We start from the raw sequence: 20,825 nt of genomic DNA, 5'->3' as shown, positions 1-20,825 counted from the left end.
GCCTTGACCGCTGCGACCACTGTCCATGCCCGTTTTCAAGAGACCGCGCTCCGCCGCGGCGAGGCGGGTTTCCTCAACGTGCTGCCGGAGACCGCAGGCATCTACGGCATCGCGGCGGGCGAGATTTCCTACCGCGCGATGCTCGACCGGGTCGAGCGCCGTCGCGTAGCGTTTGCGAGCCGCGGCTACGGCGATGGCCACCGGGTCGGGCTGCTGCTCCAGAACAGGCCCGTCTTCATCGAACTGTGGTTCGCGCTCAATGCGCTCGGCGTCTCGGTGGTGCCGATCAATCCGGACCTCCGTCTCAGCGAGCTCGAATACATCATCGGGCATTCCGAGATGAATGCTGCGTTCGTCCTCACCGAACGGCGCGAGGAGGTGGAGCTGGCCGCGCGTCAGGCCGGCCGGCCAATCCCTGTCGTGGACGATCAGGACGACGTTCCCGCTCCCTTCGGCGGTGCGCGGTCCTCGACCTCAGCTAGCGAGGGGAGCGAATGCGCGCTGCTCTATACATCGGGGACGACGGGCCAGCCCAAGGGCTGCGTGCTCACCAACACCTATTTCCTGCATTGCGGAAACTGGTATCGCGACGTCGGCGGGCTGATCGACCTCAAGCCAGACGGCGAGCGTATGATCACGCCGCTGCCGCTGTTCCACATGAACGCGATGGCGGTGTCTCTGATGGCGATGCTGTCGGTCGGCGGCTGCCTGACCATGCTCGATCGCTTCCACCCGCGCAGCTGGTGGGCCTCGGTGCGCGACAGCCGTGCCACCTGCCTGCATTATCTCGGCGTGATGCCCTCGATGCTGATGAGCGCGCCGCCGTCGGAGCTGGACCGCGCGCACAGCGTGCGCTTCGGCTTCGGCGCCGGCGTCGACAAGCTGCTGCATGCCACGTTCGAGCAGCGCTTCGGCTTTCCGCTGCTGGAGGCCTGGGCGATGACCGAGACCGGCAGCGGCGGCGTCATCGCCGCCAATGTCGAGCCGCGCAAGGTCGGCACCAGCTGTTTTGGCCGCCCGGCCCCCGAGATCGAGGTTCGGATCGTCGATGACGGCGGCAATGATGCCCCGGTCGATGTGCCCGGCGAGCTGTTGGTGCGGCGCGCCGGCGCCGATCCGCGCTACGGCTTCTTCCGCGAATATCTCAAGAACGAGGCTGCCACCACCGAGGCGTGGGCCGGCGGCTGGTTGCACACCGGCGATATCGTGTCGCGCGATGCGGACGGCGACCTGCACTTCGTCGATCGCAAGAAGAACGTGATCCGTCGCTCCGGCGAGAACATTGCCGCGGTCGAGGTCGAATCCGTTCTCAACCGCCATCCCGCGATCCGGCAGGCCGCGGTTGCGGCGACGCCGGATCAGGTGCGCGGCGACGAGGTTGCGGCGGTCATCGTCGCTGAGAAGGCCGGCGCGGACCGCGCGCTCGCCGAAGAGATCGTGCGCTGGAGCCTTGAGCAGATGGCCTATTACAAGGCGCCGGGCTGGATCTGCTTCGCCGACAGCCTGCCGCTGACCGCGACCGAGAAGATCCAGCGCGGCGGGTTGAAGGATTTTGTCGGGAAGCTGATGGGCGAGGGCGCGTTCTTCGACCTGCGCGACCTCAAGAAGCGGCAAGTCTGATCAAGAAGGTCTGATCAAAGAAGGTCTGATCATGAGCGAGATCCGCACCACCCTCATCACCGGCGGCAATTCGGGGATCGGCGAGGCCCTGGCGAAGAAGCTCGTCGCGCGCGGGCAGCGCGTGGTCTCGGTCGGGCTCGAGCAGCCCGGCTGGACACATGATCTGCTCGCGGCCTATCGCGCCGACCTCACCAATATCGAACAGACGCGTGCGATCGCGCAGGAGATCTGCCGGGATCACGCCGTCGACAACCTGGTCCACAATGCCGGGGTCATCCTGCCGAACCTGCTGCCCGACGCCAAGCCGGAAGACATATTGATGCTGGCGCAGTTGCATCTGGGCGCGCCGATGCTCCTGACCCAGGCGGCGCTGGAAGGGATGCGTGCGCGCCGCTTCGGGCGCATCGTGTTCGTCTCTTCGCGCGCCGCGATGGGGGCAGTGACGCGCTCGGCCTATTCGGCCACCAAGGCCGGCGTGCACGGCATGGCAAGGACCTGGGCGCTGGAGCTTGCCGCGAGCGGCATCACCGTGAATGTCGTCGCGCCGGGACCGATCCTGACCGATAATTTCTGGGGCATCATCCCGAAGGGCTCCGAGCAGCAGGAGCGGATGGCGCGCAACGTTCCGGTCGGGCGGCTCGGCTCGCGCGAGGACGTCGCGCACGCAATCTCGTTCTTCCTCGACGAGCACTCCGATTTCGTCACCGGCCAGGTGCTCTATGTCTGCGGCGGTACCAGCCTCGTCGGCCTCGGGCCTTGACGCGCGCGCTCTAGATCTGGTTCTGGCGGATATTCTCGACCATCTTGGCCAGCACGCGCGCGCAGACCTCGATGTCGTCGGGCTCGATGCCCGCGACCAGCCTGTCGTAATTGTTCGCCATGATCGGCCAGATCTTGCGCAGCAGCGCTTCGCCCTCCGGCGTCAGGCCGACGACGCGGCGGCGCTGGTCCTCCTCGGCGATCTCGCGCTTGACGAGGCCCGACGACACCATGGACTCGACCATGCGGCTCGCCGTCGACTGCTCGGTCACCGCGAGAACGGCGACCTCGTTGACCGTGAGGGTCTTGTAGATGAACAGCACCGACAGCGTCCGGAACACGACATTGTTGATGCCGTGCTCGCTCAAATCGCGGTTCTGATCCAGGTTCCAGCGATTGGCGAGCCGGTTGAACAGATACGGAATATAGGTTTGCAGCTGGTCCCTCGTCCTCGGCGGACCCGACTTCCATCTGCTCTTGGATTCTCTGGCCATTATCTCTTGCGACTTTGCTTCTTGCTCTCGGTATGAAGTTTCGAGGAAAGCGATTTCAGCACGGACAGCGCGGTGTCCAGCTCCCGGGCCGGGACGTTCTCGAGCCGTCTGGCGAGATGCTTCTTGTGGATTTCGGCGGCCTGCCGGAACAGCGCTTCGCCTTTCGGCGTCAGGCGCACGATGAAGGACCGCCGGTCCTCGCTCGACATCTCCCTGCTGATGAGGTCGTCGGCGAGAAGACGTTGTACCAGCCCCGAGACATTGCCGCCGGTCACCTTCAGATTTTGCGACAATTGCCCGAGCGCGAGGCCCTCCTGGTAACGATCGAGCTGGGCCAGCACGTCGAATTTTGCCAGCGACAGGCCGAACTCCGAACTCAGCATCGAATTGAGCGAGGCGAACAGCTCACCATGCAGCGACAGCAATTGGAGCCAGAGCCGGGTTTCGATCTGCCCAGGGACGGGAACAACGTTCTCCTTGAGTGCTGCCGGCATCGCATGACCATCGAGTACAGAATGTCTCGTCGAGTGAAGGGAATTACTGCGGGTCGTTCGCTCCGATTAACAACCTGAGAATCGTAGTCAAGCCGTCCGATCCTGACCTCCTGAGGGGCGAACGGCAATCCAATCCTGCGTCCGGCGCCCGTGGAATCATGCGAAAGTCTTTATGGTCTGGATCACGCCGTCGAGCGCCGTTCCGGCGCTGTCCTTCAGCGCGGCCTCGCGCAGGCGGCGCGCCCAGTCGGCGGCATCCTCGCGGCGCTCCACCAGCTTGATCGCCGCGAGCGTCCTGTCGAATTTCGACAGCCCCCGGCTGTGGGTGTCTGAATAGCCTTTGACGAGGCGTCGGCATTGCAGGATCTCGACACCGAGCTGGTAATTGGTGCCGACCGCCTCGGTCGCGGCCTTGAGCCATGAATCCCGGTGCGCCGTCTCGATGGCGTGACGCAGCGAGCGGCGGCGCAGGCCGCGCATTCCGCCGACGACATAGAGGGCCAGGAACCAGGGCAGCGAGTAGGTTCGCACCCGGCGTCCCCGGTTGACGCGGCGATCGAGCCAGCCGAGCAGGCGCGGCCGCGCGCCGAGCCAGCGGCCGAAGCCTGCCGGCAGCATGCCCATCACTTCCTCCATGCGGGGATGCATGAACTCGGTGGTCTGAAGCACCTGTCCGTTCGACATCTCGAGTTCGCTCTCGATGCGCGCGCGGCGGCCGGCGCGCGTCTTGAGGTCGGCGACGCGGATGACGTCGTCATAGGTCATGGCGTTGGCGAGGTACTTCGCCGCGGCTTCCGTGAAGGCATAGGCATGTGCGTCACCGCCGGCGTTTCGGTCGGCTGCGTGCAACCTCTTGAGGATGTCGAGATATTCGCCGCCATAGGCGATGTCCTGGAAGTCGACGACCTTCCGCAAGCCTGCACGAGCCATGCCGAGTGCAGGCTGGGGCAGCTCCCCATTCAATCTTGCGACGAGCTCGCCAAGCTGCGGATCGGGCGTCGCGGAAGAGGGGGTATCGTCGGTCGGTTTGGTTGGCGCGGGGGCCGCAACTTCGGTCGGGCCGGTCTTGACCCGCTCGAAGGCGGCCTCGAACGTCTCGACGCTGGCCTTGGCGCCTTTGCCGCCGGTGCGGATGACGTCGAGATAGCTGTCGCGGCTGAACGGCAGCACGCCCGCGCCTGCGAGCGCGCCGAACATCGCGGCCGAGATGACGCTGCCATGCGCGATCGCCAGCGCGTTCAGATCGAAGATGATCTCGGTCTTCGCCGCAATGCCGATGGCGCCGGTCACGGCGCCGCCGTCGGCGATGCCGTTGCCCGGCGCGATCTTCTCGCCGATCGCAAACGAGCGGTGGTTGGACGCGATCAGCGTGGTGCGATCCGGCGTCACGAGGCCGCGCAGGATCGATCGCCCGGCCTCCATGAATTCCGCCGCCATCACCACGTCGACGTCGCCCGGGGTGGGCATCAGCGACAGGATCGGCTTGCGGCCGTCGAGCGGCGGCATCGCCTCGATATAGTAGATGGTGGCGCCGGTGCGCTGGGCGACGCCGGGCACCGAGGTGGACTGCGCGACCCAGCCATGGTTCTCGGCGAGCTGAACGATCCAGTCGGTCAGGACGCCGCCGCCCTGGCCCCCCATCGCGACGATCGCGATCGAGATCGGCCGCTCCGTCGCTTCGCCTGCGGCGGGGAGGGCCAGCCGGACCGTCTCGTCCCTCATGCCAGTGCCTCGAGCGCCGGACGCCGGCGGTCGCGCCGACGCTGCAGCCAGCCGATCACGCTCATGGCGACCTTGGATTTGAACATGTCCCAGCGCGTCGGATTATGGATGACGTCGGCTCGATAGAACGAGGGGCAGAGCACGGCGGCCTCGGAAACCTCGCCGCAATTGCCGCAGCCGACGCAGGAATTATCGATCGCCGCGACCGGATCGTCGCGCAAGGGGTCGTCGAGCTGCTTCACCGACAGTGACGGGCAGCCGGAGAGGCGGATGCAGGCATGGTCGCCGGTGCAGACGTCTTCGTCGACGCCAAAGCGCTCCTTGACGATGCGCGTCCCGTCCTTGATCGCCTTGTTGATCTGCGGCTTCACGCGCCGCTGCTTGTTCAGCATGCATTCGGAGGACGCGACGATGACCTTCGGGCCTTCCTCTTTCGTCGTCAGCGCTTCCTTCAGCGTGTCGCGCATCTTGCCGACGTCGTAGGTGCGGTCGAGCTGGCGCACCCACTGGCCGCCGATGCCCTTCACCGCCTGCACGATCGAATTGTTGGTCTTGCGGCGCTTGTTGACCGCGCGCGAGGACAGGATGTCCTGACCGCCCGTCGCAGAAGTGTAGTAATTGTCGACGATGACGAACACGCCGTCATGCTTGTTGAACACGGCATTGCCGATGCCGCTGGTCAGTCCATTGTGCCAGAAGCCGCCGTCGCCCATCACCGCGATCGACCGCTTGTCCGCCTTGACGTTGAAGGCCGAGGTCGAGGCCGGGCCGAGGCCGAAGCCCATCGTGGTCGCGCCGATGTTGAAGGGCGGCAGGATCGAGAACAGATGGCAGCCGATGTCTGCGGAGACGTGGTGCTGGCCGAGCTCTTCCTCGACCAGCTTCATGGCGGCGAAGATCGGCCGTTCCGGGCAGCCGGTGCAAAGCCCGGGCGGGCGCGCCGGCACCACCTGCTTGAGCTTCTCGACCGCGGGGTGATTGAGCACGGGCGCTGCGTCCGGCGCCGGCGGCCGGTTGCCGAGCAGCCGCGGCTCGGTCTTCTCCAGGAATTCCCTGACGCCGCCGAGCAGCACCTGAGCGGTGTAGTCGCCGCCCATCGGCAGCACGTCCTTGCCGTGGACGCGCGCCTGGATGTCCTTGCGGCGCAAGACCGTATTAATCGCCTGCTCCAGATATTCCGGCTGGCCTTCCTCGACGATGAGAACGGCCTCCTTATCGACGCAGAATTCCGCAACCTCGGTATCGATCACGGGGTAGGTGACGTTCATGATGTAGAGCGGGATCTGGGTGTTGCCATAGGCATCCGACAGCCCGAGATATTGCAGCGCGCGGATGACGTTGTTGTACATGCCCCCCTGCATGATGATGCCGACCTTGCCCTGCTTCGGCCCCATCCACTCATTCAGCTTGTTGTCCCGAATGAATCCGATAGCCGCGGGCATCCGCGTCTTGATCTTCTCCTGCTCGTGCTCATAGGCCGCCGGTGGCAGCACGATGCGGTTGACGTCACGCTTGGGATTGTTGAGCGCGTCCTTGATGGTGTGCGCCGGCCTGACATTGTCCTTGCAGGCGAAGCTGCCGTGCATGTGGCAGGCGCGCACGCGCACCTCCAGCATGACCGGCGTGTTGGAGAACTCGGAGAGCTCGAAGCCTTTCTCGATCAGATTGACGATGCATTCATGCTCGGGGCGGGGATCGAGCAGCCACATCTGCGACTTCATCGCGAAGGCGTGGGTACGCTCCTGCATGATGGAGGAGCCTTCGCCATAGTCCTCGCCGACGATGATCATGGTGCCGCCGGTGACACCGCCCGAGGCGAGGTTGGCAAGGGCGTCGGAGGCGACGTTGGTCCCGACGGTCGACTTCCACGCCACCGCGCCGCGCAGGGGATACATCACCGATGCCGACAGCATCGCCGCGGCGGCGGCTTCGTTCGCCGAGCTCTGGAATACGACGCCGAGATCGTCGAGCACGTCCTTGGCGTCGGCCAGCACGTCCATCAGGTGCGAGATCGGCGAGCCCTGATAGCCGCCGACATAGGCGACCCCCGATTGCAGCAGCGCCTTGGTGATGGCGAGGATGCCTTCGCCGCGGAACGTGTCGCCATCGCCGAGCCTGAGATCCTCGACCTCGCGAGCAAAAGACCGTTCAGCCATTGCACCCTCCAGAAATATGCGATAGCATACGTTTACATGTGAAGTAAGTCAACGCCGCGCCATGCTATCACGCTTGCGGATGCTCTCTCCGACAAGGCGGTCATGAGCCAGCGACAGGGTAGGGCCGATGCTGAAGCTGCCTCGCTTTAAAGCTGCCGCCGTCCAGGCTTCACCAGTCTATCTCAACGCAAGCGCGACCGCGGAGAAGGCGGCTTCACTGGTCCGTGAGGCCGCAGCCAACGGGGCGAAGCTCGTCGCGTTCCCCGAAGTGTTCGTTCCCGGCTATCCTTATTGGAACTGGATCACCGATCCCGTCACCGGCAGTGCATGGTTCGAGAAGCTCGCCAAGGCGTCGGTGCTGGTGCCGGGGCCGGAGGTCGAAATCGTCTGCAAGGCCGCGCGCGATACGGGATGCCACGTCGTGCTCGGCGTGAACGAGCGCAGCCCGGTCTCGCTCGGCGCGATCTACAATACGCTGGTTTTCATCGGGCCCGATGGCGCGTTGCTCGGCAAGCATCGCAAGCTGGTGCCGACCTGGGCAGAGAAGCTGACCTGGACCGGCGGTGACGGGTCGAGCCTGCGCGTCTATGATACCGAGATCGGGCGTCTCGGAGGCCTGGCCTGCGGCGAGAACACCAACACGCTGGCGCGCTTTGCGCTGCTCGGGCAGGGCGAGCTCGTGCACGTCGCCAGCTATATCTCGCTTCCGGTCGCGCCCCCCGACTATGACATGGCGGAGGCGATCAAATTGCGCGCGATTGCCCACTCCTTCGAAGGCAAGATCTTCACGATCGTCTCCTGCTCGACCGTGTCGGAGGAGATCATCGCGGCGATGGAGACCGTCGTTCCCGACGCACGCGCACGTCTGCAACGGAAGTCGAGCGCATTCTCCGGTATCATCGGTCCGGACGGGCGCGTGGTCGGCGATCCCTTGATCGACGACGAAGGCATCGTCTATGCCGACATCGACCTCGATCGCTGCATCCAGCCGAAGCAGATGCACGACATCGTCGGGCACTATAACCGGTTCGACATTTTCGATCTGCGGGTCAACCGTCGTCCGCAGACGCCGCTCGGTCTGACAGAGGCGGAAGCCGTCGCCGGCCAAGAGCAGGCGGGCTTCTCGTCGATTCTAGGTCGAGCGGAATGACGGGCCGGTTCGCTTGAGGGTGCGGGATCATAAGACAGGACTTGGAGGATAGGATGCGCGAGAACGTGATCGGCCGGGCCAATGTCGAGGACACCCCCGAGCTCGAGGCCTATTACAAGGATCTCGAAAGGTACGAAGCCGGAGCGCTCTGGACCGTCGCCAACAAGATCGAGCCGTGGGCGCCGCAATCGGCCTCGGTTCCCGTGCTCTGGCGCTACAAGGATCTGCGCGAGCACGTGCTGCGCTCGGTCGAGCTGGTCTCGCCCGAGAAAGCCGGGCGGCGCGTGGTCTATCTCAACAATCCCGGGCGGCGCGACGTGTCGGCCGCCGTCGGCTGGCTCTATTCCGGATTGCAGGTGATGCATCCCGGCGAGGTCGCCACGGCCCATGCCCACTCGGCCTCGGCGCTACGCTTCATCATGGAGGGCGCGGGCGCCTACACCATCGTCGACGGTCACAAGATGACGCTGGGCGCGCGGGATTTCGTGCTGACGCCGAACGGCACCTGGCACGAGCATGGCGTCGAAGGCAACGGCTCGGTCTGCATCTGGCAGGATGGCCTGGACATCCCGCTCGTCAACGCGCTGGAAGCCAATTTCTTCGTCGTGCATCCGAACATCCAGCAGGAGCCGTCCGGCTATCCCGTGGACGACATGACCCGGACCTGGGGCAATCCCGGTCTTCGGCCGGCGGACTCGCGCTGGTCGAAGGGCTATTCGCCGATGTTCAAATATGAGTGGGAGCCGACCTACGAGTCCTTGCAGAAATATGCGGCCGCGACCGATGGCTCACCCTATGACGGCATTCTCATGAACTACGTCAACCCGGTCACCGGCGGGCACGTGATGCAGACGATCGGTGCGAGCATGCAGCTGCTGCGCCCCGGCGAGAAGACCAAGTCGCATCGGCACACCGGCAGCTTCATTTACCAGGTGGCCAAGGGACGCGGCTATTCGATCATCGGCGGCAAGCGGCTCGAATGGGAGGAGCGCGACATCTTCTGCGTTCCGTCCTGGGCCTGGCACGAGCATGGCAATGCCTCAGCGAGCGAGGATGCCTGCCTGTTCTGCTTCAACGACCTGCCCGTCATCGAGGGCCTCGGGCTCTATCGAGAAGAGGCCTATGGCGACAATGGCGGTTACCAGTCGGTTGCCGCCTGATAGGCCCTTGCAGAATTCAACCAGAACAGCCGGATAGAAGCCTTCATGCGTCTCGTCACCTACACCTTGGGCTCCAGCGGTGCCCGTCTTGGAGCCCTCGTCAATGGACTGGTCGTCGATGTCGAGCACCTTGGTGCGTCCAGCGGCGTGACATGGCCGGGTGATATGCTGTCGTTCATCGACAACAGCGTGACCCTGCTGCCTGCGCTCAGGGATGCACTGGCGGACGCCCATGGCCGCTTCCCGGCCGGCTCGGCGGTTGCGGTCGAGGATGTAAAGCTGCAGGCGCCGATCCCGCGGCCGCGGAAAAACATATTCGGCATCGGGCTGAACTATCGGGCGCATGTGGCGGAATCCGCCAAAAGCCTGGATACGGACAAGGACCTGCCGAAGCAGCCGGTCGTCTTCTCCAAGCCGCCGACCTCCGTGATCGGCCCGGGCGCGGCGATCCAGCACAATGCGAAGATGACGCAGCAGCTCGACTGGGAAGTCGAGCTCGCCGTCATCATCGGCAAGACCGCAACGCGCATCGCGGCCGACAAGGCGATGGACCACGTCTTCGGCTATTCGGTGATGATCGACATTTCCGCGCGCGACAATCGCCGCGCCGGACAGTGGATTTTCTCGAAGGGCATGGACACTTATGCGCCGTTCGGCCCGTGCATCGTGACCGCGGACGAGATTCCTGATCCACACGATCTGCGGCTGTGGCTGACCAAGAACGGGGTCATGAAGCAGGACTCCAACACCAAATACATGATCTTCGACATTCCGGTGCTGATAGCGGACATTTCGTCGGGCATGACGCTCGAGCCGGGCGACATCATCGCCACCGGTACGCCTGAAGGCGTCGGCGCCGGCATGAGCCCGCAGGAATGGCTTTGGCCGGGCGACGTGGTCGAGGCCGGCGTCGACGGCGTCGGTGTCATCCGCCACCCCGTTGTTGCGATCTGATGACGAATTTTTCGTTCGATCGCGTGCTCAGGTTCGGAGACTGCGATCCCTCGGGGATCGCGTACTTCCCGTCCTATTTGAACATTCTCAACGGCGTCGTCGAAGATTTCTGGGCGCGGATCGGCTTTCCATGGCCGGAGCTGATCGCGGTCCGAAAGATCGGAACGCCCACGGTGCACCTGAACTGCGATTTCTCCCGGCCGTCGATGTTCGGCGATCTCCTGACATTCAAGCTGCGCATCATCAGGGTCGGTGGGTCATCTCTTCATCTCGAGCATGTCATCTCCGGCGCGAATGGCCCGCGCTGGCACGCGCGCCAGATCCTTGCTGCGACCTCGCTGGTCGATCATCATGCGATCCCATGGCCCGATGACATTCGCCTCGCTCTGATGGCGCATGTGAGTGTGGGCGAGGGGACCGAGGCAACGCCCGCATGATCTCGCTGTTCATGACATTCTCCGATTCCACGGGCGAACGGCGACTCCGTCCCGATGAGGTTGCCGCTGTGGCAGAGCGCGTCGGATCGATCCCCGGCATGACCGAGGCCCTGCTGTTCACGCCGCTCGAACAGTCGGTCGACCATCCCTACAAGGCCGACGGCGCCGGCCCCGCCTTTGCGCTGCAACTCCGGTTTCCCGACCTGTTCGCCTGCGAGGCGGCGATGGACCGCGGCGGCGTCCTTGCCGGCCTCGCAACAGGGGCCGGTCTCTCCGGCCTCACCGGACTCGCTATCACACACCAGGTGATGCTGACGCGCCCGTTTCCGGTCGATGTCGCAGAGCATCCGGCGGGAACGACGACCCCCTGCAGTTACCTCGTGCACTATCCCGGCCCGGCCGAGGATATGAACGCCTGGAACCTGCATTATCTGGAGCACCACCCGTCGATCATGCGGACCTTCCCGAACGTCCGCCAGATCGAGATCTACACCCGCATCGACTGGGTCGACCGGCTGCCGTCGCAGCGCGTCGAGCATATGCAGCGCAACAAGCTGGTGTTCGACAGCCCGCAAGCCCTCGCGCACGCACTCGGCTCCGACGTGATCAAGCACATGCGTGCCGACTTCGCGAAATTCCCGCCATTCGCAGGCGGCAACAAGCATTTTCCGATGCTGACCAGAGTGGTGGGGGCGAGGTCCTAGGCCGCGTACCCACAAAATCCGGCGGCGTGACGCGGCCAAAAGCAATGTCTGCTTTGCTCCTATAGCGACCGAGTTCGTGCGCCGGCGCAGTATGTCGCGATGGGCCATTAACGGAAGAGTAGCGCTCCAGCGATTTGAAAGGAGTTTTGGTCTAAAAGCGGGTATGCTGCCTTTTGCAAGGCAGGCCCCTTCCTGCGAGATGGTTCTATGGACGCGAAATCGGCTGCACGATTGAAACAGCACGTAGAGCGGGCAATTGAGGAATTATCGCTGGCGCTCATGCTCGCCAAAGAAGCCTCTCCAGCAGATGAGTTTCTGAAATTGAGGAGATCGGTCGGCGATATCATCGCTCGGATGGACACCATGCTTCACGACGAAATTAACAAAGATCATCCAGGTGTGGATGGCATGAAAGACTGACCGCTAACGTCTGCCTCGGGTCAAAAGCCGCCGATTTGCCCAGTGGTCGGGCGCTTCCAGTCTACTCCCGTTTCCGGACAACTCCTCGCTACGCCTAACGAAAGCGATGGGCCAACAACGGACGTGGTAAACTGCAGTTACTCCCATTTGACGGGACCCCACGGCTGGGCGTCCGCCCAGGCTTTAGCCTCAGCCAGGGAGAGGTGTTCCCCCGAGTTAGTGAGCAGACAATAGTACAAGAACCCGTCCTTCGTTTCCGGTATCGGTCGGGTCTCATCTATCGACGGCTCTTCGTCAGTGTCGCGCTTAAATCTCGACGACGCGAGACGTGCTTCTTTTCTATAAACGGCAATGCGCCGCGGAACATTGCCGTCGTAATACCAGGTACCTTCCGCGACCTTTTGGTTCATAGCGACGCTCACACGCTAAACACGAAGCTGTTGTAACCGGCGACACCGAATGTCTGCAACGGGTCAAAAGTTGCCGTGGCGCCCCATGCTGCGGCAGCCCGCTAAGGGCCAACAGGTGAGTCGCCTATCACTTTCCTAGCGTAGCGACGAACTGGCGATGTCGCTCAAGCCACTCCGGCTTTTGCAAACCGATGACCTGTACACAAAGCTCAACGCATTCATTGCAAATAGCACCGGCGGTCTGCTGACCTTGTACGCTCACGGATACGGCGTTGACCACGGAAACAACTTCTCTCGGCTCCTTTCCACAAAAGGAGCAAATTAAGTCCGAGGCCGTCATCCTCTGATCCTTCCAGTCGAGTTCGATCATCCAAAGGTTCGCGGCTTGCCGTGATCTTAATCTCGCGGCTTCTTGAAAATGAAATCTAATGTTGACGAAGGGTCTTGCTTGCTCTTCCAGTCAGCAAGTTTTTCCTCTTCCGCGTGCAACTGACGATACAGTTCTGACATCCTGCCAAATATCGAGCGAAGTGTCGTGTCGCTCGTGGTCTGGGAAATTTCAGCACACCGCTCGGCCATGTCAAGATTTTCGTTCATGAACACTCTACGCTTCCGCTAGAGCCGACAGATTGATACAGTTAGAAATGACCAACCTTGATCTGCCTGTCGAGAGCTTTATCATCGAGCGTCTGGTCGAGGGCGGCTAGCGGATCAGTGAGCGTCGCCCCGATCGCGAGGACATTCCTGTTGCGGACTTCGTGTCCCTCCGTGACGCCGAAGAATGGGTGAAGTGGAAGCAGGGCTTTCCGAAGCTCAACCCTTATGCCGTTGAATAGGCCAAGAGGGGCGACTTCCGTTTTGGGTCAAGGCTGCCCTCGGCAGCTCCACGGCAGCGTTCCGCTCAGCCCTTGGAAGCCGACCGTGCGCGGTCAAAAGGGGAAGTCAGCAACGGGCCAAAAGCGCAAAGCGCGTTCGGTGTTTGTTGCTGGAACGGGAGCGCCTATGTCGCAGAGCAACGGCAGGCACGAATGGCCCGCAGCGGGCTCTGGCCGGAGCTTTTATCGCACCATGGAATTAAAGGCATCGACCATTTTGGGGGCCTTGTCCGTTTCGATCGATGCGCTTCCGACAAAATGGGGGGCGGCTTCGAACTGAATTCGTCGGCTCGTGAATGGCAGAAGAGGGCTGGCAACACGCGACAATTATAGTAGCGTTGTTGCAAGAAGAAGCGCACGGCGGCTGAAACCGGGCGCAACAATAAAACAGGGAGGACTTTCGATGCAGTTTCTCAAGGCTGCGGTTGCGGCCGGGCTTATAGTTGCGAGCTTTACGGGCCCCTCGCTTGCGCAGAACAAGCCGTCGGAGCTCAAAATCGGCATCACGACGTTCCTGTCGGGCCCTGCGTCAGTCTTCGGTGTGCCGGCGAAGGCCGCGGCGGAGATGATCGCGGAGGACCTCAACAAGAAGGGCGGCATCGGCGGCGTGCCGGTCAAGCTCTCCTTCATCGACGAAGGCGCGGGAGGCGAAGCGCTCGTCTCGAACTACCGACGCGTTGTGCAGGACGAAAAGGTCGATGCCACGTTTGCTTCGATCTCGTCGGGCAGCTGCACCCAGCTGGTGCCGGTCGCCGAAGACCTCAAAGTCATGAATTTCATGTGGGACTGCGGTGCGGCCTCCATCCTCGAAACCAAGAAGTACCGCTACAATTTTCGGACTCAGGCGAACGGCACGCCGGAAATGCTGGCCGTGCTCCTTTACCTGCTCAAGACCAAGCCCGACTTTAAGACGATCGCGGTGGTCAATCAGGATTATGCATGGGGTCGGGAGAGCTGGGAGATCTTTTCGACCGCGCTCAAGGCGATGAAGCCGGACGTGCAAGTCGTCGCGGAGCTCTTCCCGAAGTTCGGCGCACCGGACTACTCCACTGAGGTTTCCCGTCTGTTGGCGCTGCGGCCGGATGTGGTTCTGACCACGTCTTGGGGCGGAGATCTCGACACGCTGGTCCGCCAGGCCGGTCAGCGCGGCCTGTTGCAGCAGTCGACCTTCGTGCTCGGGATCGGCGAATCATCGATCCAGCGGTTGGGCAAGGACCTGCCTGAAGGCCTGATCGTCGGCGCGCGCGGAGACCACTGGTTCCTGCATCCCGAGAAGAAGAACGACGCCGCCTTCAAGGCGTTCAATGAAGCCTTCAAGGCGAAGACCGGTGCATGGCCGATCTACCCGGTCTATCACATGGCGCAGGCATTCAAGGCCCTGCAGACGGCCTACGACAAGGCGATCAAGTCCAGCGGCGGCAATTGGCCCACCCGCGAACAGGTCGTCGACGCGACGGCGGGCATCGAGTTCGCCACCGGATTCGGCCGTCCGATTACGCTGCGGCCCGAGGACAACCAGGGTCTCGAAGCTCAGCTGGTCGGCGTCACCAAGTCCGTTCCGGGGTACGACTTCAAGCTGCTCGACAACATGATGATCTTCGATCCGAAGATGATCACCAACCCGGCGGGCGTACGGTCGGTTGAATGGCTCAAGACGCTCAAGCCGGACTTCGTCAAGATGGACGTGCCGACCTTCAAAGCTCAGTAACGGCACGCTCGACTTTTGATCCCCGTCCTCCGAGCCGCGTCCCGGAGGACGGACCTTTTCAGAAGGCCATCATGAACTCGACACTCGCTATCTTGGCGATCCTCGATGGGATCAGCTACGCCGCACTGGTGTTTTTGGTCTCGGTCGGGCTCAGCCTGATTTTCGGCGTGCTGCGCGTGGTCAACGTCGCGCACGGTTCGCTGTACGCGTTCGGCGCCTACCTGGCTGCGACGTTCAGCCTTGCAATCGCGCCGATCTCGCCTTGGCTCACCTATCCCGCGCTGCTGGCCGCCTCCATCGTGATCGGCGTCGTGTGCGGCGGTTTCATCGAACGGTTTCTGTTGCGACCGCTCTCCGGACAGGAGGACGTCCTCCAGCTTCTGATCACTTTCGCGGCCTTCATGATCATGGACAACCTGCAGCGTCTGATCTGGGGCGTGCAGCCCATCTTCGCCGCGGAGCCGTTGAGACTACTTCCCAACATCGCCGTGTTCGGCGTCAGCTACACGTCATACCAGGTCATTCTGCTGCCCGGCGTCGCATTGGCGACGCTGTTCGGGCTCCGCTACTTCCTGCGCAGGACGCTGTCGGGAGCGGTGATCCTTGCGGTCACGGAGGACCGCGAAGCTTCGACGGCCATTGGGATTGACGCAAAACGCGTATATTTCGTCACTTTCGTCATCGGAGCGAGTCTGGCCGCGTTGGGAGGAGCGCTGGCCTCGCCGACCACCTCGCTGGTCCCCGGTATGGGCGCCGATATGATCGTGCTTTCCTTTGCCGTCGCTGCGACCGCGGGTCTCGGCCAGATCGAGGGCACCGCGCTCACCGCGCTGATGATCGGCCTGACCCGTGCCTTCGTGATCTATCTCCAGCCGGAATTCGAAGTTCTCGTTCCCTATCTGCTGATGGTGCTGGTGCTTCTGGTGCGTCCGTTCGGCCTGTTCGGCGCCGTGCAGGTAAGGAAAATATGATGAGCGGTCGCGTCAAGCCGGTCACCACGATCGCGACTATCTTCTTTCTGGCCAGCGCCGTCGCGCCCCTTTTTGTAGCGAGCTGGGCAACCTTGTTCGCGTTGATCCTAGCGAAGGGCATCGTCGTTCTCGGTATCATTCTTCTGCTGCAGGCGGGACAGGTGTCGTTCGGACATGCAATGTTCTTCGCTACCGGGGCATACACCGCGGCGTTCTGGGGCAAGTACGTCGGTGGCGGCGACATCGTGCTCTTCATCGTGCTGGGCGGCATAACCTCCGCCGTCTTCGGCCTCATCGTCGGGCTCTTCGTCGTGCGCTACCGGGAGATCTTTTTTGGAATGCTGAATCTGGCGTTTTCGATGGTGCTGTGGTCGCTGCTGGAGAAGATGTTTCATTACACCAACGGCGCCGACGGCATCCGGGTCCCTCGTCCGGCCCTGTTGGGGCTGTCGTTTACGCCCGAAACCTTCCAGTACGTTATTCTTTACGTGAGCCTCTTGATCGCGGTCGTCGCCTTCTACGGCGTGCAACGCTATCTCGATAGCCCGCTCGGACACATGCTGCGTGCCGTCAAATCGAACGAGACCCGGCTCGAGTATCTCGGGACGTCCGCACGGCGCGTGCTTCTGATAGGTTACGTAATCTCGGCTTTTCTCGGCGGCATCGGCGGCACGCTGGTGGCGATCATCCAGCAGATCGCCACGCCCGAGTTCGGGTTCTGGACGAAGTCGGGCGAGTTCGTCTTTATCGCGATCCTCGGCGGCAGCGCCCACGCCTTCGGAGCGTTCGCCGGCGCGGCGATGTTCGAGTGCGTGCGCTTCTATGCGGCGGCCCACCTGGCCGACACCTGGCAGCTGATCCTCGGCGCGGTCTTGATCGTCATCATTCTCTATGCGCCTAACGGACTGATAGGTCTCAGGCAGCGCTACGGCCAGGCGAAGCAGGGAGGACATTGATGACGAACGTCCTCCTTTCCGCGAAGGGCATCAAGATCCGGTTCGGTGGCGTCGTCGCCGCCGACGGTATCGATCTGGACGTTCTCCAAGGCGAGAACCTCGCGATCATCGGACCGAATGGCGCCGGAAAGACCACCTTCCTCAACATCTCGACGGGTTATCTGCGGCCGCAGGCCGGAAGCATCACCTTCCTAGGCCAGGAAATCACGGCGCAGCTCCCGCGCACGATCACCAAGCTCGGCATCGCGCGGGCCTTTCAGATACCGCAGCTCTTTCTTGATCAGACTGTGATGGAGAACATGCTGATCGCCGCGGCCTCGCGGCTGGGAAGCCCTTCCGGCTTCACGGCTCTTTCCGCCCTGCCTGAGCTGCCTGAAATGGAGCGCCTTCTGGATCTCGTCGGCGTCAAGTCGTACGCGTCTCGCAAGGCGAGGGAGCTCCCCGAGGGACAACGCAAGCTGGTCGACATCGCTCTGGCGCTCGCGCTGAAGCCCAGACTGCTGCTGATGGACGAGCCCACCTCGGGCGTCGCCTCCGCAGAGAAGCTGGAGATCATGGACATCCTGACGTCCGCGCTCGCCAAGGAGAAGGTGACCTCGGTCTTCGTCGAGCACGACATGGACATGGTGGAGCGCTATGCCCACCGAGTCGCGGTGTGGAACGTCGGGAAGATCCAAAAGGTCGGCACGCCCGCGGAGGTTCTGGCCGATCCCAAGGTCCGCGAACAGGTGATCGGCATATGACGGCGATGCTGGACTTCGAGAACGTCAACGTCGCGATCGCCGATGCGCCGGTGCTGCGCAGCGTCAGTTTCTCGCTGCCGCCGGGCGCGACCGCCGCGCTCATCGGACGAAACGGCGCCGGCAAAACCACGACGGTACGGACCATCATGGGCTTCACGAAGGCGAGCGGTACCGTGCGCCTGGGCGGTCAGGACCTGGGGCATGTTCCTCCGCACCGCCGGCCCTTCCTAGGCATCGGCTACGCCCCCGAGGACCGTCGTCTCTTTTCGGCCTTTACGGTGGAAGAAAACATTCTTTTGCCTGCTCGCGTGGCGAAACTTGGCGCCGACGAGGCGCGCCGACGGCTGGAGCGGACCTACTCCGTCCTGCCGGAACTCAAGGAGCTGGCGGATCGCCCGGCGGGCTCCGTCTCGGGGGGCCAAGGCAAGATGGTCGCTCTCGGGCGCGCCCTGATGCTGGGCACCCGCCTCGTCATTCTGGACGAGCCGTTCCAGGGCCTCGCCCCTGTGCTGGCGCAGAGGTACGCCGAGGCGTTGCGTCGGCTTCGTTCGCAGGACCGGGACATTACCCTGCTGATCACGGAGTCGAACCCGAAGCTGCTCGAGACCTTCGCCGACGTGACGCTGACGATCGAGCGCGGCGAAATCGAAAGCCGGGTCCTTGCGTAGCGCCGTGCGGCCGCCACGGAGTTATTGCCCGAAGAGAAAGGGCCAGCGTGTAGCTGACCCCTTCAGCAGCACTGGGCGATCAAAAAACGCGCTTACTTCTTGCACTTCTTGGCCGACTCTTTGTCCGCATACGGACCACAGTTGTAGGCGTTGTTCAGTTCGTCCATCGTCTGCGGCCAGCTATCCATGGAGCCCGCCCGGGCACCATTCTGGCTAGTTCCCACGTTTTTCACTTGCTGCGAACGAGTTGGTTCTGCTTCTGCATCAACTGCGAAGGATGCAGAGAGAAATCCGGCTGTAAGAAGTCCGACGAACAGCGTCTTGGTCATCATGGTTTCCTCCCTATGGAGTTCGAGTTCAGAGTAGCCGTTGGTGGCCACGCAAAGCGGGGGAGTTCAAAATCAGCGCGACGTGCGGCGCACGATCGGAGGGGGTTACTTGAATAAGGTGATGTAAGTCACTCTAGACGCACTTGCTGCTGCCCATGATGCCGCTGTCCAGAGATCGACACCTCGATTGTCCGCGTCCATCAACATGGCGCTGTGTCACTAGGAACTGGGACCAATCGATGGAAAGGTCACGCGGTGGCTTGACGAGTGAAATCCACGGCTATGGCTGACCGCGCGTTACGAGTCCACGCGCTAGATTGGCGAGAGCGTTGGAGGTGGCGTCGCACGGATTCAGACGGTCGGCGCGTCTTGCAGTGTACCTTATGAAAACGGAAGTCCAGGTTGGCGGTTGAAGCCGTCGGCATCCGGAGCGGCGATGATGGCATTATGCCCCTGTTTTGCCCGACGGAACAACCTGTTTTCGTAAAATCCGTAAGCCTCGCCGCAAGTCATTGAAAACGCTATCAGCGGCTACTGTGCATGGGGTTGTTTTCGACTTTCTGTTTTTCCAGCGACCCTGCCTGTCCAGATCAGCGCTAGTGTCCGCCGAGATAGGCTGTGATGAGCCGGGGATCGTGGATGAGATCCTTGGCGGGGCCGGACTGCACGATCTCGCCGGTCTCGAGTACATAGCCGTAGTCGGCCGTCTCCAGCGCGGCGCGGGCGTTCTGCTCGACCAGCAGGATCGAGACGCCGAGGTCGCGCAGCGAGGCGATGGTGCGGAAGATCTCGCGCACGATCAGCGGTGCGAGGCCGAGGCTCGGCTCGTCGAGCATGAGCAGCTTCGGCTTGGCCATCAGCGCGCGCCCGAGCGCCAGCATCTGGCGCTCGCCGCCGGAGAGGGTGCCGGCGGCCTGGCGCTGCCGCTCCTTCAGGCGTGGAAAGCGATCATAGACCTCGTCCAGCGTCTTCTGGACGCCCGAGCGGTCGCGCAGGCTGTAGGAGCCGAGCAGGAGATTGTCGGCGACCGACATGTCGGAGAACAGCTCGCGCTTCTCCGGCACGAGGCACAGCCGACGCTCGACGCGGTCCTCGACGGACATCCTGCCGATGTCGTTGCCTTGAAAGACGAGGCGGCCGCGGGAGGCGAGCAATCCGATAGCGGCCATTAGCAGCGTGGTCTTGCCGGCGCCGTTCGGGCCGATCACGGTGACGATCTGGCCTTCCTCGACCGACAGCGAGACGTTGCGGACCGCTTCGACATTGTCGTAGCAGACGGTCACATCCGTCATGGAAAACATCTCGCTCACGCGACGCCTCCGAGATAGGCCTCTTGAACCCGTTCGTCGCTCCGGATCGCGGCGGGCGCGCCCTCGCAGAGCTTGGAGCCGAAGTCGAGCACGACGATGCGGTCGACCAGCGACATCACGAACTCCATGTCATGTTCGACGATCAGGATGGTCAGATGGTCCGACCGCAGCGAGCGGAGCAGCTCCGCAAGCCTGAGCTTCTCCTGGCGGCGCAGGCCCGCGGCCGGCTCGTCCAGCACCAGCAGCGCCGGGTCTGCGGCGAGCGCGCGCGCGATCTCCAGGATGCGCTGGTTGCCGAGCGGCAGATTGCCCGCGAGCTCGAACGGCTTGTCGCCGAGCCCGACGCGTTCGAGCTGCTTCAAGGCCTCGTGCCGGGTGCTGGCTTCCTCGCGCTGGTTGAGGCGGAATGCGCCGGCGAACAGGCCCGTGCTGGTGCGCGCGTAGGTGCCGAGCATGACGTTTTCGAGCAGGCTCATGCGCGGCCGCAGCTTCACATGCTGGAAGGTCCTGGCGATTCCGCCCCTCGCGATGCGGGATTGTGGATCGCGCGTGATGGCGCGTCCGGCAAAGACGATCTCGCCCTTGTTGACCCTGAGCGCGCCCGTCAGGCAGTTGAACATCGTGCTCTTGCCGGCGCCGTTCGGGCCGATGACGGCGAGGATCTCGCCGGAGCGGACCTCGAAGCTGACATTGTTGACGGCGACGAGACCGCCGAACCGCCGCTCGGCGCCGTCGACCTTCAGAAGCAGTTCGCCCGGTTTCGGCTGGGGACGGCGGGGCAGGGG

At 63.1% G+C, this 20,825-nt stretch carries 22 protein-coding genes and 1 pseudogene; 14 read left to right on the top strand and 9 right to left on the bottom strand.

Going from position 1 to position 20,825, the window contains the following annotated elements:
- The first annotated feature begins 3 nt into the window (after window positions 1-3).
- Together I6F28_RS33160 and I6F28_RS33155 are read left to right on the top strand one after the other, a co-directional pair.
- Window positions 4-1,620, top strand: coding sequence for an ATP-dependent acyl-CoA ligase (locus tag I6F28_RS33160; protein ID WP_225143084.1), 1,617 nt, complete (start codon window positions 4-6; stop codon window positions 1,618-1,620).
- Between the two features lie 31 nt (window positions 1,621-1,651).
- Window positions 1,652-2,380, top strand: a complete 729-nt coding sequence (locus I6F28_RS33155) for an SDR family NAD(P)-dependent oxidoreductase (protein ID WP_036023814.1) — start codon at window positions 1,652-1,654, stop codon at window positions 2,378-2,380.
- Between the two features lie 10 nt (window positions 2,381-2,390).
- Here I6F28_RS33155 and I6F28_RS33150 read toward each other — a convergent pair whose 3' ends face one another.
- The 4 genes from I6F28_RS33150 to I6F28_RS33135 all read right to left on the bottom strand — a co-directional run bounded on the left by I6F28_RS33150 (window position 2,391) and on the right by I6F28_RS33135 (window position 7,245).
- Window positions 2,391-2,873: a MarR family winged helix-turn-helix transcriptional regulator gene (locus I6F28_RS33150; protein ID WP_036023816.1), complete on the bottom strand. Its 483-nt coding sequence runs from the start codon at window positions 2,871-2,873 to the stop codon at window positions 2,391-2,393.
- Complete coding sequence (locus I6F28_RS33145; protein ID WP_036023818.1) at window positions 2,873-3,367, bottom strand: MarR family winged helix-turn-helix transcriptional regulator; 495 nt, start codon at window positions 3,365-3,367, stop codon at window positions 2,873-2,875. The genes I6F28_RS33150 and I6F28_RS33145 overlap by 1 nt, the downstream gene beginning before the upstream one ends.
- Window positions 3,368-3,523: 156 nt before the next feature.
- Window positions 3,524-5,089, bottom strand: a complete 1,566-nt coding sequence (locus I6F28_RS33140; RefSeq protein ID WP_036023819.1) for an indolepyruvate oxidoreductase subunit beta family protein — start codon at window positions 5,087-5,089, stop codon at window positions 3,524-3,526.
- Window positions 5,086-7,245: a thiamine pyrophosphate-dependent enzyme gene (locus I6F28_RS33135; RefSeq protein ID WP_074448187.1), complete on the bottom strand. Its 2,160-nt coding sequence runs from the start codon at window positions 7,243-7,245 to the stop codon at window positions 5,086-5,088. The genes I6F28_RS33140 and I6F28_RS33135 overlap by 4 nt, the downstream gene beginning before the upstream one ends.
- Window positions 7,246-7,372: 127 nt before the next feature.
- Here I6F28_RS33135 and I6F28_RS33130 point away from each other — a divergent pair, with 127 nt between their 5' ends.
- The 6 genes from I6F28_RS33130 to I6F28_RS33105 all read left to right on the top strand — a co-directional run bounded on the left by I6F28_RS33130 (window position 7,373) and on the right by I6F28_RS33105 (window position 12,070).
- The gene (locus I6F28_RS33130) at window positions 7,373-8,395 is read left to right on the top strand and encodes a carbon-nitrogen hydrolase family protein (RefSeq protein WP_225143082.1); all 1,023 of its coding nucleotides are present in this window, start codon (window positions 7,373-7,375) and stop codon (window positions 8,393-8,395) included.
- 53 nt (window positions 8,396-8,448) lie between these two features.
- Window positions 8,449-9,555 (top strand): cupin domain-containing protein, encoded by a 1,107-nt coding sequence (locus I6F28_RS33125; RefSeq protein WP_225143080.1) that lies wholly within the window; start codon window positions 8,449-8,451, stop codon window positions 9,553-9,555.
- Window positions 9,556-9,600: 45 nt separating this feature from the next.
- Complete coding sequence (locus I6F28_RS33120) at window positions 9,601-10,509, top strand: fumarylacetoacetate hydrolase family protein (RefSeq protein ID WP_225143078.1); 909 nt, start codon at window positions 9,601-9,603, stop codon at window positions 10,507-10,509.
- Window positions 10,509-10,946 (top strand): acyl-CoA thioesterase, encoded by a 438-nt coding sequence (locus I6F28_RS33115; protein ID WP_225143076.1) that lies wholly within the window; start codon window positions 10,509-10,511, stop codon window positions 10,944-10,946. Before I6F28_RS33120 ends, I6F28_RS33115 begins: the two co-directional genes overlap by 1 nt.
- Entirely contained in the window at window positions 10,943-11,650 is a 708-nt protein-coding gene (locus I6F28_RS33110) for a hypothetical protein (protein WP_225143075.1), read from the top strand. The genes I6F28_RS33115 and I6F28_RS33110 overlap by 4 nt, the downstream gene beginning before the upstream one ends.
- A gap of 207 nt (window positions 11,651-11,857) precedes the next feature.
- The gene (locus I6F28_RS33105) at window positions 11,858-12,070 is read left to right on the top strand and encodes a hypothetical protein (protein WP_036013403.1); all 213 of its coding nucleotides are present in this window, start codon (window positions 11,858-11,860) and stop codon (window positions 12,068-12,070) included.
- A 537-nt stretch (window positions 12,071-12,607) separates the two neighbouring features.
- Here I6F28_RS33105 and I6F28_RS33100 read toward each other — a convergent pair.
- Together I6F28_RS33100 and I6F28_RS33095 are read right to left on the bottom strand one after the other, a co-directional pair.
- Window positions 12,608-12,850: a ClpX C4-type zinc finger protein gene (locus I6F28_RS33100; RefSeq protein ID WP_036013407.1), complete on the bottom strand. Its 243-nt coding sequence runs from the start codon at window positions 12,848-12,850 to the stop codon at window positions 12,608-12,610.
- A 26-nt stretch (window positions 12,851-12,876) separates the two neighbouring features.
- The gene (locus I6F28_RS33095) at window positions 12,877-13,077 is read right to left on the bottom strand and encodes a hypothetical protein (protein ID WP_036013408.1); all 201 of its coding nucleotides are present in this window, start codon (window positions 13,075-13,077) and stop codon (window positions 12,877-12,879) included.
- A gap of 681 nt (window positions 13,078-13,758) precedes the next feature.
- Between I6F28_RS33095 and I6F28_RS33090 the strand changes: the two genes are divergently transcribed.
- From I6F28_RS33090 to I6F28_RS33070, 5 genes are all read left to right on the top strand, one after another.
- Window positions 13,759-15,063, top strand: a complete 1,305-nt coding sequence (locus I6F28_RS33090) for an ABC transporter substrate-binding protein (protein WP_225143073.1) — start codon at window positions 13,759-13,761, stop codon at window positions 15,061-15,063.
- 71 nt (window positions 15,064-15,134) lie between these two features.
- Window positions 15,135-16,034, top strand: a complete 900-nt coding sequence (locus I6F28_RS33085) for a branched-chain amino acid ABC transporter permease (protein ID WP_036013410.1) — start codon at window positions 15,135-15,137, stop codon at window positions 16,032-16,034.
- Complete coding sequence (locus I6F28_RS33080) at window positions 16,034-16,990, top strand: branched-chain amino acid ABC transporter permease (protein WP_225143071.1); 957 nt, start codon at window positions 16,034-16,036, stop codon at window positions 16,988-16,990. Before I6F28_RS33085 ends, I6F28_RS33080 begins: the two co-directional genes overlap by 1 nt.
- A complete protein-coding gene (locus I6F28_RS33075) occupies window positions 16,990-17,733 on the top strand; it encodes an ABC transporter ATP-binding protein (RefSeq protein WP_225112763.1) in 744 nt (247 codons plus the stop codon). The genes I6F28_RS33080 and I6F28_RS33075 overlap by 1 nt, the downstream gene beginning before the upstream one ends.
- Entirely contained in the window at window positions 17,730-18,401 is a 672-nt protein-coding gene (locus I6F28_RS33070; RefSeq protein ID WP_081494620.1) for an ABC transporter ATP-binding protein, read from the top strand. The genes I6F28_RS33075 and I6F28_RS33070 overlap by 4 nt, the downstream gene beginning before the upstream one ends.
- 92 nt (window positions 18,402-18,493) lie before the next feature.
- Here the strand turns inward: I6F28_RS33070 and I6F28_RS33065 are convergent, their stop codons facing one another.
- Entirely contained in the window at window positions 18,494-18,733 is a 240-nt protein-coding gene (locus I6F28_RS33065; protein WP_225143069.1) for a hypothetical protein, read from the bottom strand.
- Between the two features lie 130 nt (window positions 18,734-18,863).
- Here I6F28_RS33065 and I6F28_RS33060 point away from each other — a divergent pair.
- Window positions 18,864-19,008 (top strand): annotated as a pseudogene (locus I6F28_RS33060) (IS5/IS1182 family transposase); the annotation flags it as partial.
- 318 nt (window positions 19,009-19,326) lie between these two features.
- Here the strand turns inward: I6F28_RS33060 and I6F28_RS33055 are convergent.
- Window positions 19,327-20,040 carry an ABC transporter ATP-binding protein gene (locus I6F28_RS33055; RefSeq protein WP_109144179.1) on the bottom strand — a complete coding sequence of 238 codons (714 nt, stop codon included), beginning with the start codon at window positions 20,038-20,040 and terminating at the stop codon, window positions 19,327-19,329.
- On the bottom strand, window positions 20,037-20,825 hold a 789-nt coding region (locus tag I6F28_RS33050; protein ID WP_225143067.1), incomplete at its 5' end, for an ABC transporter ATP-binding protein. The genes I6F28_RS33055 and I6F28_RS33050, both read right to left, overlap by 4 nt.

Source organism: Bradyrhizobium sp. NBAIM14 (assembly GCF_020193895.1).
In the GTDB taxonomy this organism is placed as follows: Bacteria; Pseudomonadota; Alphaproteobacteria; order Rhizobiales; family Xanthobacteraceae; genus Bradyrhizobium; species Bradyrhizobium yuanmingense.
This window is presented reverse-complemented; position numbering and strand designations above follow the sequence as displayed.

Coding starts and splice junctions, on each gene's coding strand:
- I6F28_RS33140 (WP_036023819.1), bottom strand. CDS start 5,089: ATGAGGGACGAGACGGTCCGGCTGGCCCTCCCCGCCGCAGGCGAAGCG.
- I6F28_RS33110 (WP_225143075.1), top strand. CDS start 10,943: ATGATCTCGCTGTTCATGACATTCTCCGATTCCACGGGCGAACGGCGA.
- I6F28_RS33095 (WP_036013408.1), bottom strand. CDS start 13,077: ATGAACGAAAATCTTGACATGGCCGAGCGGTGTGCTGAAATTTCCCAG.
- I6F28_RS33065 (WP_225143069.1), bottom strand. CDS start 18,733: ATGATGACCAAGACGCTGTTCGTCGGACTTCTTACAGCCGGATTTCTC.
- I6F28_RS33075 (WP_225112763.1), top strand. CDS start 16,990: ATGACGAACGTCCTCCTTTCCGCGAAGGGCATCAAGATCCGGTTCGGT.
- I6F28_RS33125 (WP_225143080.1), top strand. CDS start 8,449: ATGCGCGAGAACGTGATCGGCCGGGCCAATGTCGAGGACACCCCCGAG.
- I6F28_RS33115 (WP_225143076.1), top strand. CDS start 10,509: ATGACGAATTTTTCGTTCGATCGCGTGCTCAGGTTCGGAGACTGCGAT.
- I6F28_RS33150 (WP_036023816.1), bottom strand. CDS start 2,873: ATGGCCAGAGAATCCAAGAGCAGATGGAAGTCGGGTCCGCCGAGGACG.
- I6F28_RS33080 (WP_225143071.1), top strand. CDS start 16,034: ATGAGCGGTCGCGTCAAGCCGGTCACCACGATCGCGACTATCTTCTTT.
- I6F28_RS33120 (WP_225143078.1), top strand. CDS start 9,601: ATGCGTCTCGTCACCTACACCTTGGGCTCCAGCGGTGCCCGTCTTGGA.
- I6F28_RS33155 (WP_036023814.1), top strand. CDS start 1,652: ATGAGCGAGATCCGCACCACCCTCATCACCGGCGGCAATTCGGGGATC.
- I6F28_RS33130 (WP_225143082.1), top strand. CDS start 7,373: ATGCTGAAGCTGCCTCGCTTTAAAGCTGCCGCCGTCCAGGCTTCACCA.
- I6F28_RS33105 (WP_036013403.1), top strand. CDS start 11,858: ATGGACGCGAAATCGGCTGCACGATTGAAACAGCACGTAGAGCGGGCA.
- I6F28_RS33100 (WP_036013407.1), bottom strand. CDS start 12,850: ATGATCGAACTCGACTGGAAGGATCAGAGGATGACGGCCTCGGACTTA.
- I6F28_RS33070 (WP_081494620.1), top strand. CDS start 17,730: ATGACGGCGATGCTGGACTTCGAGAACGTCAACGTCGCGATCGCCGAT.
- I6F28_RS33090 (WP_225143073.1), top strand. CDS start 13,759: ATGCAGTTTCTCAAGGCTGCGGTTGCGGCCGGGCTTATAGTTGCGAGC.
- I6F28_RS33145 (WP_036023818.1), bottom strand. CDS start 3,367: ATGCCGGCAGCACTCAAGGAGAACGTTGTTCCCGTCCCTGGGCAGATC.
- I6F28_RS33085 (WP_036013410.1), top strand. CDS start 15,135: ATGAACTCGACACTCGCTATCTTGGCGATCCTCGATGGGATCAGCTAC.
- I6F28_RS33135 (WP_074448187.1), bottom strand. CDS start 7,245: ATGGCTGAACGGTCTTTTGCTCGCGAGGTCGAGGATCTCAGGCTCGGC.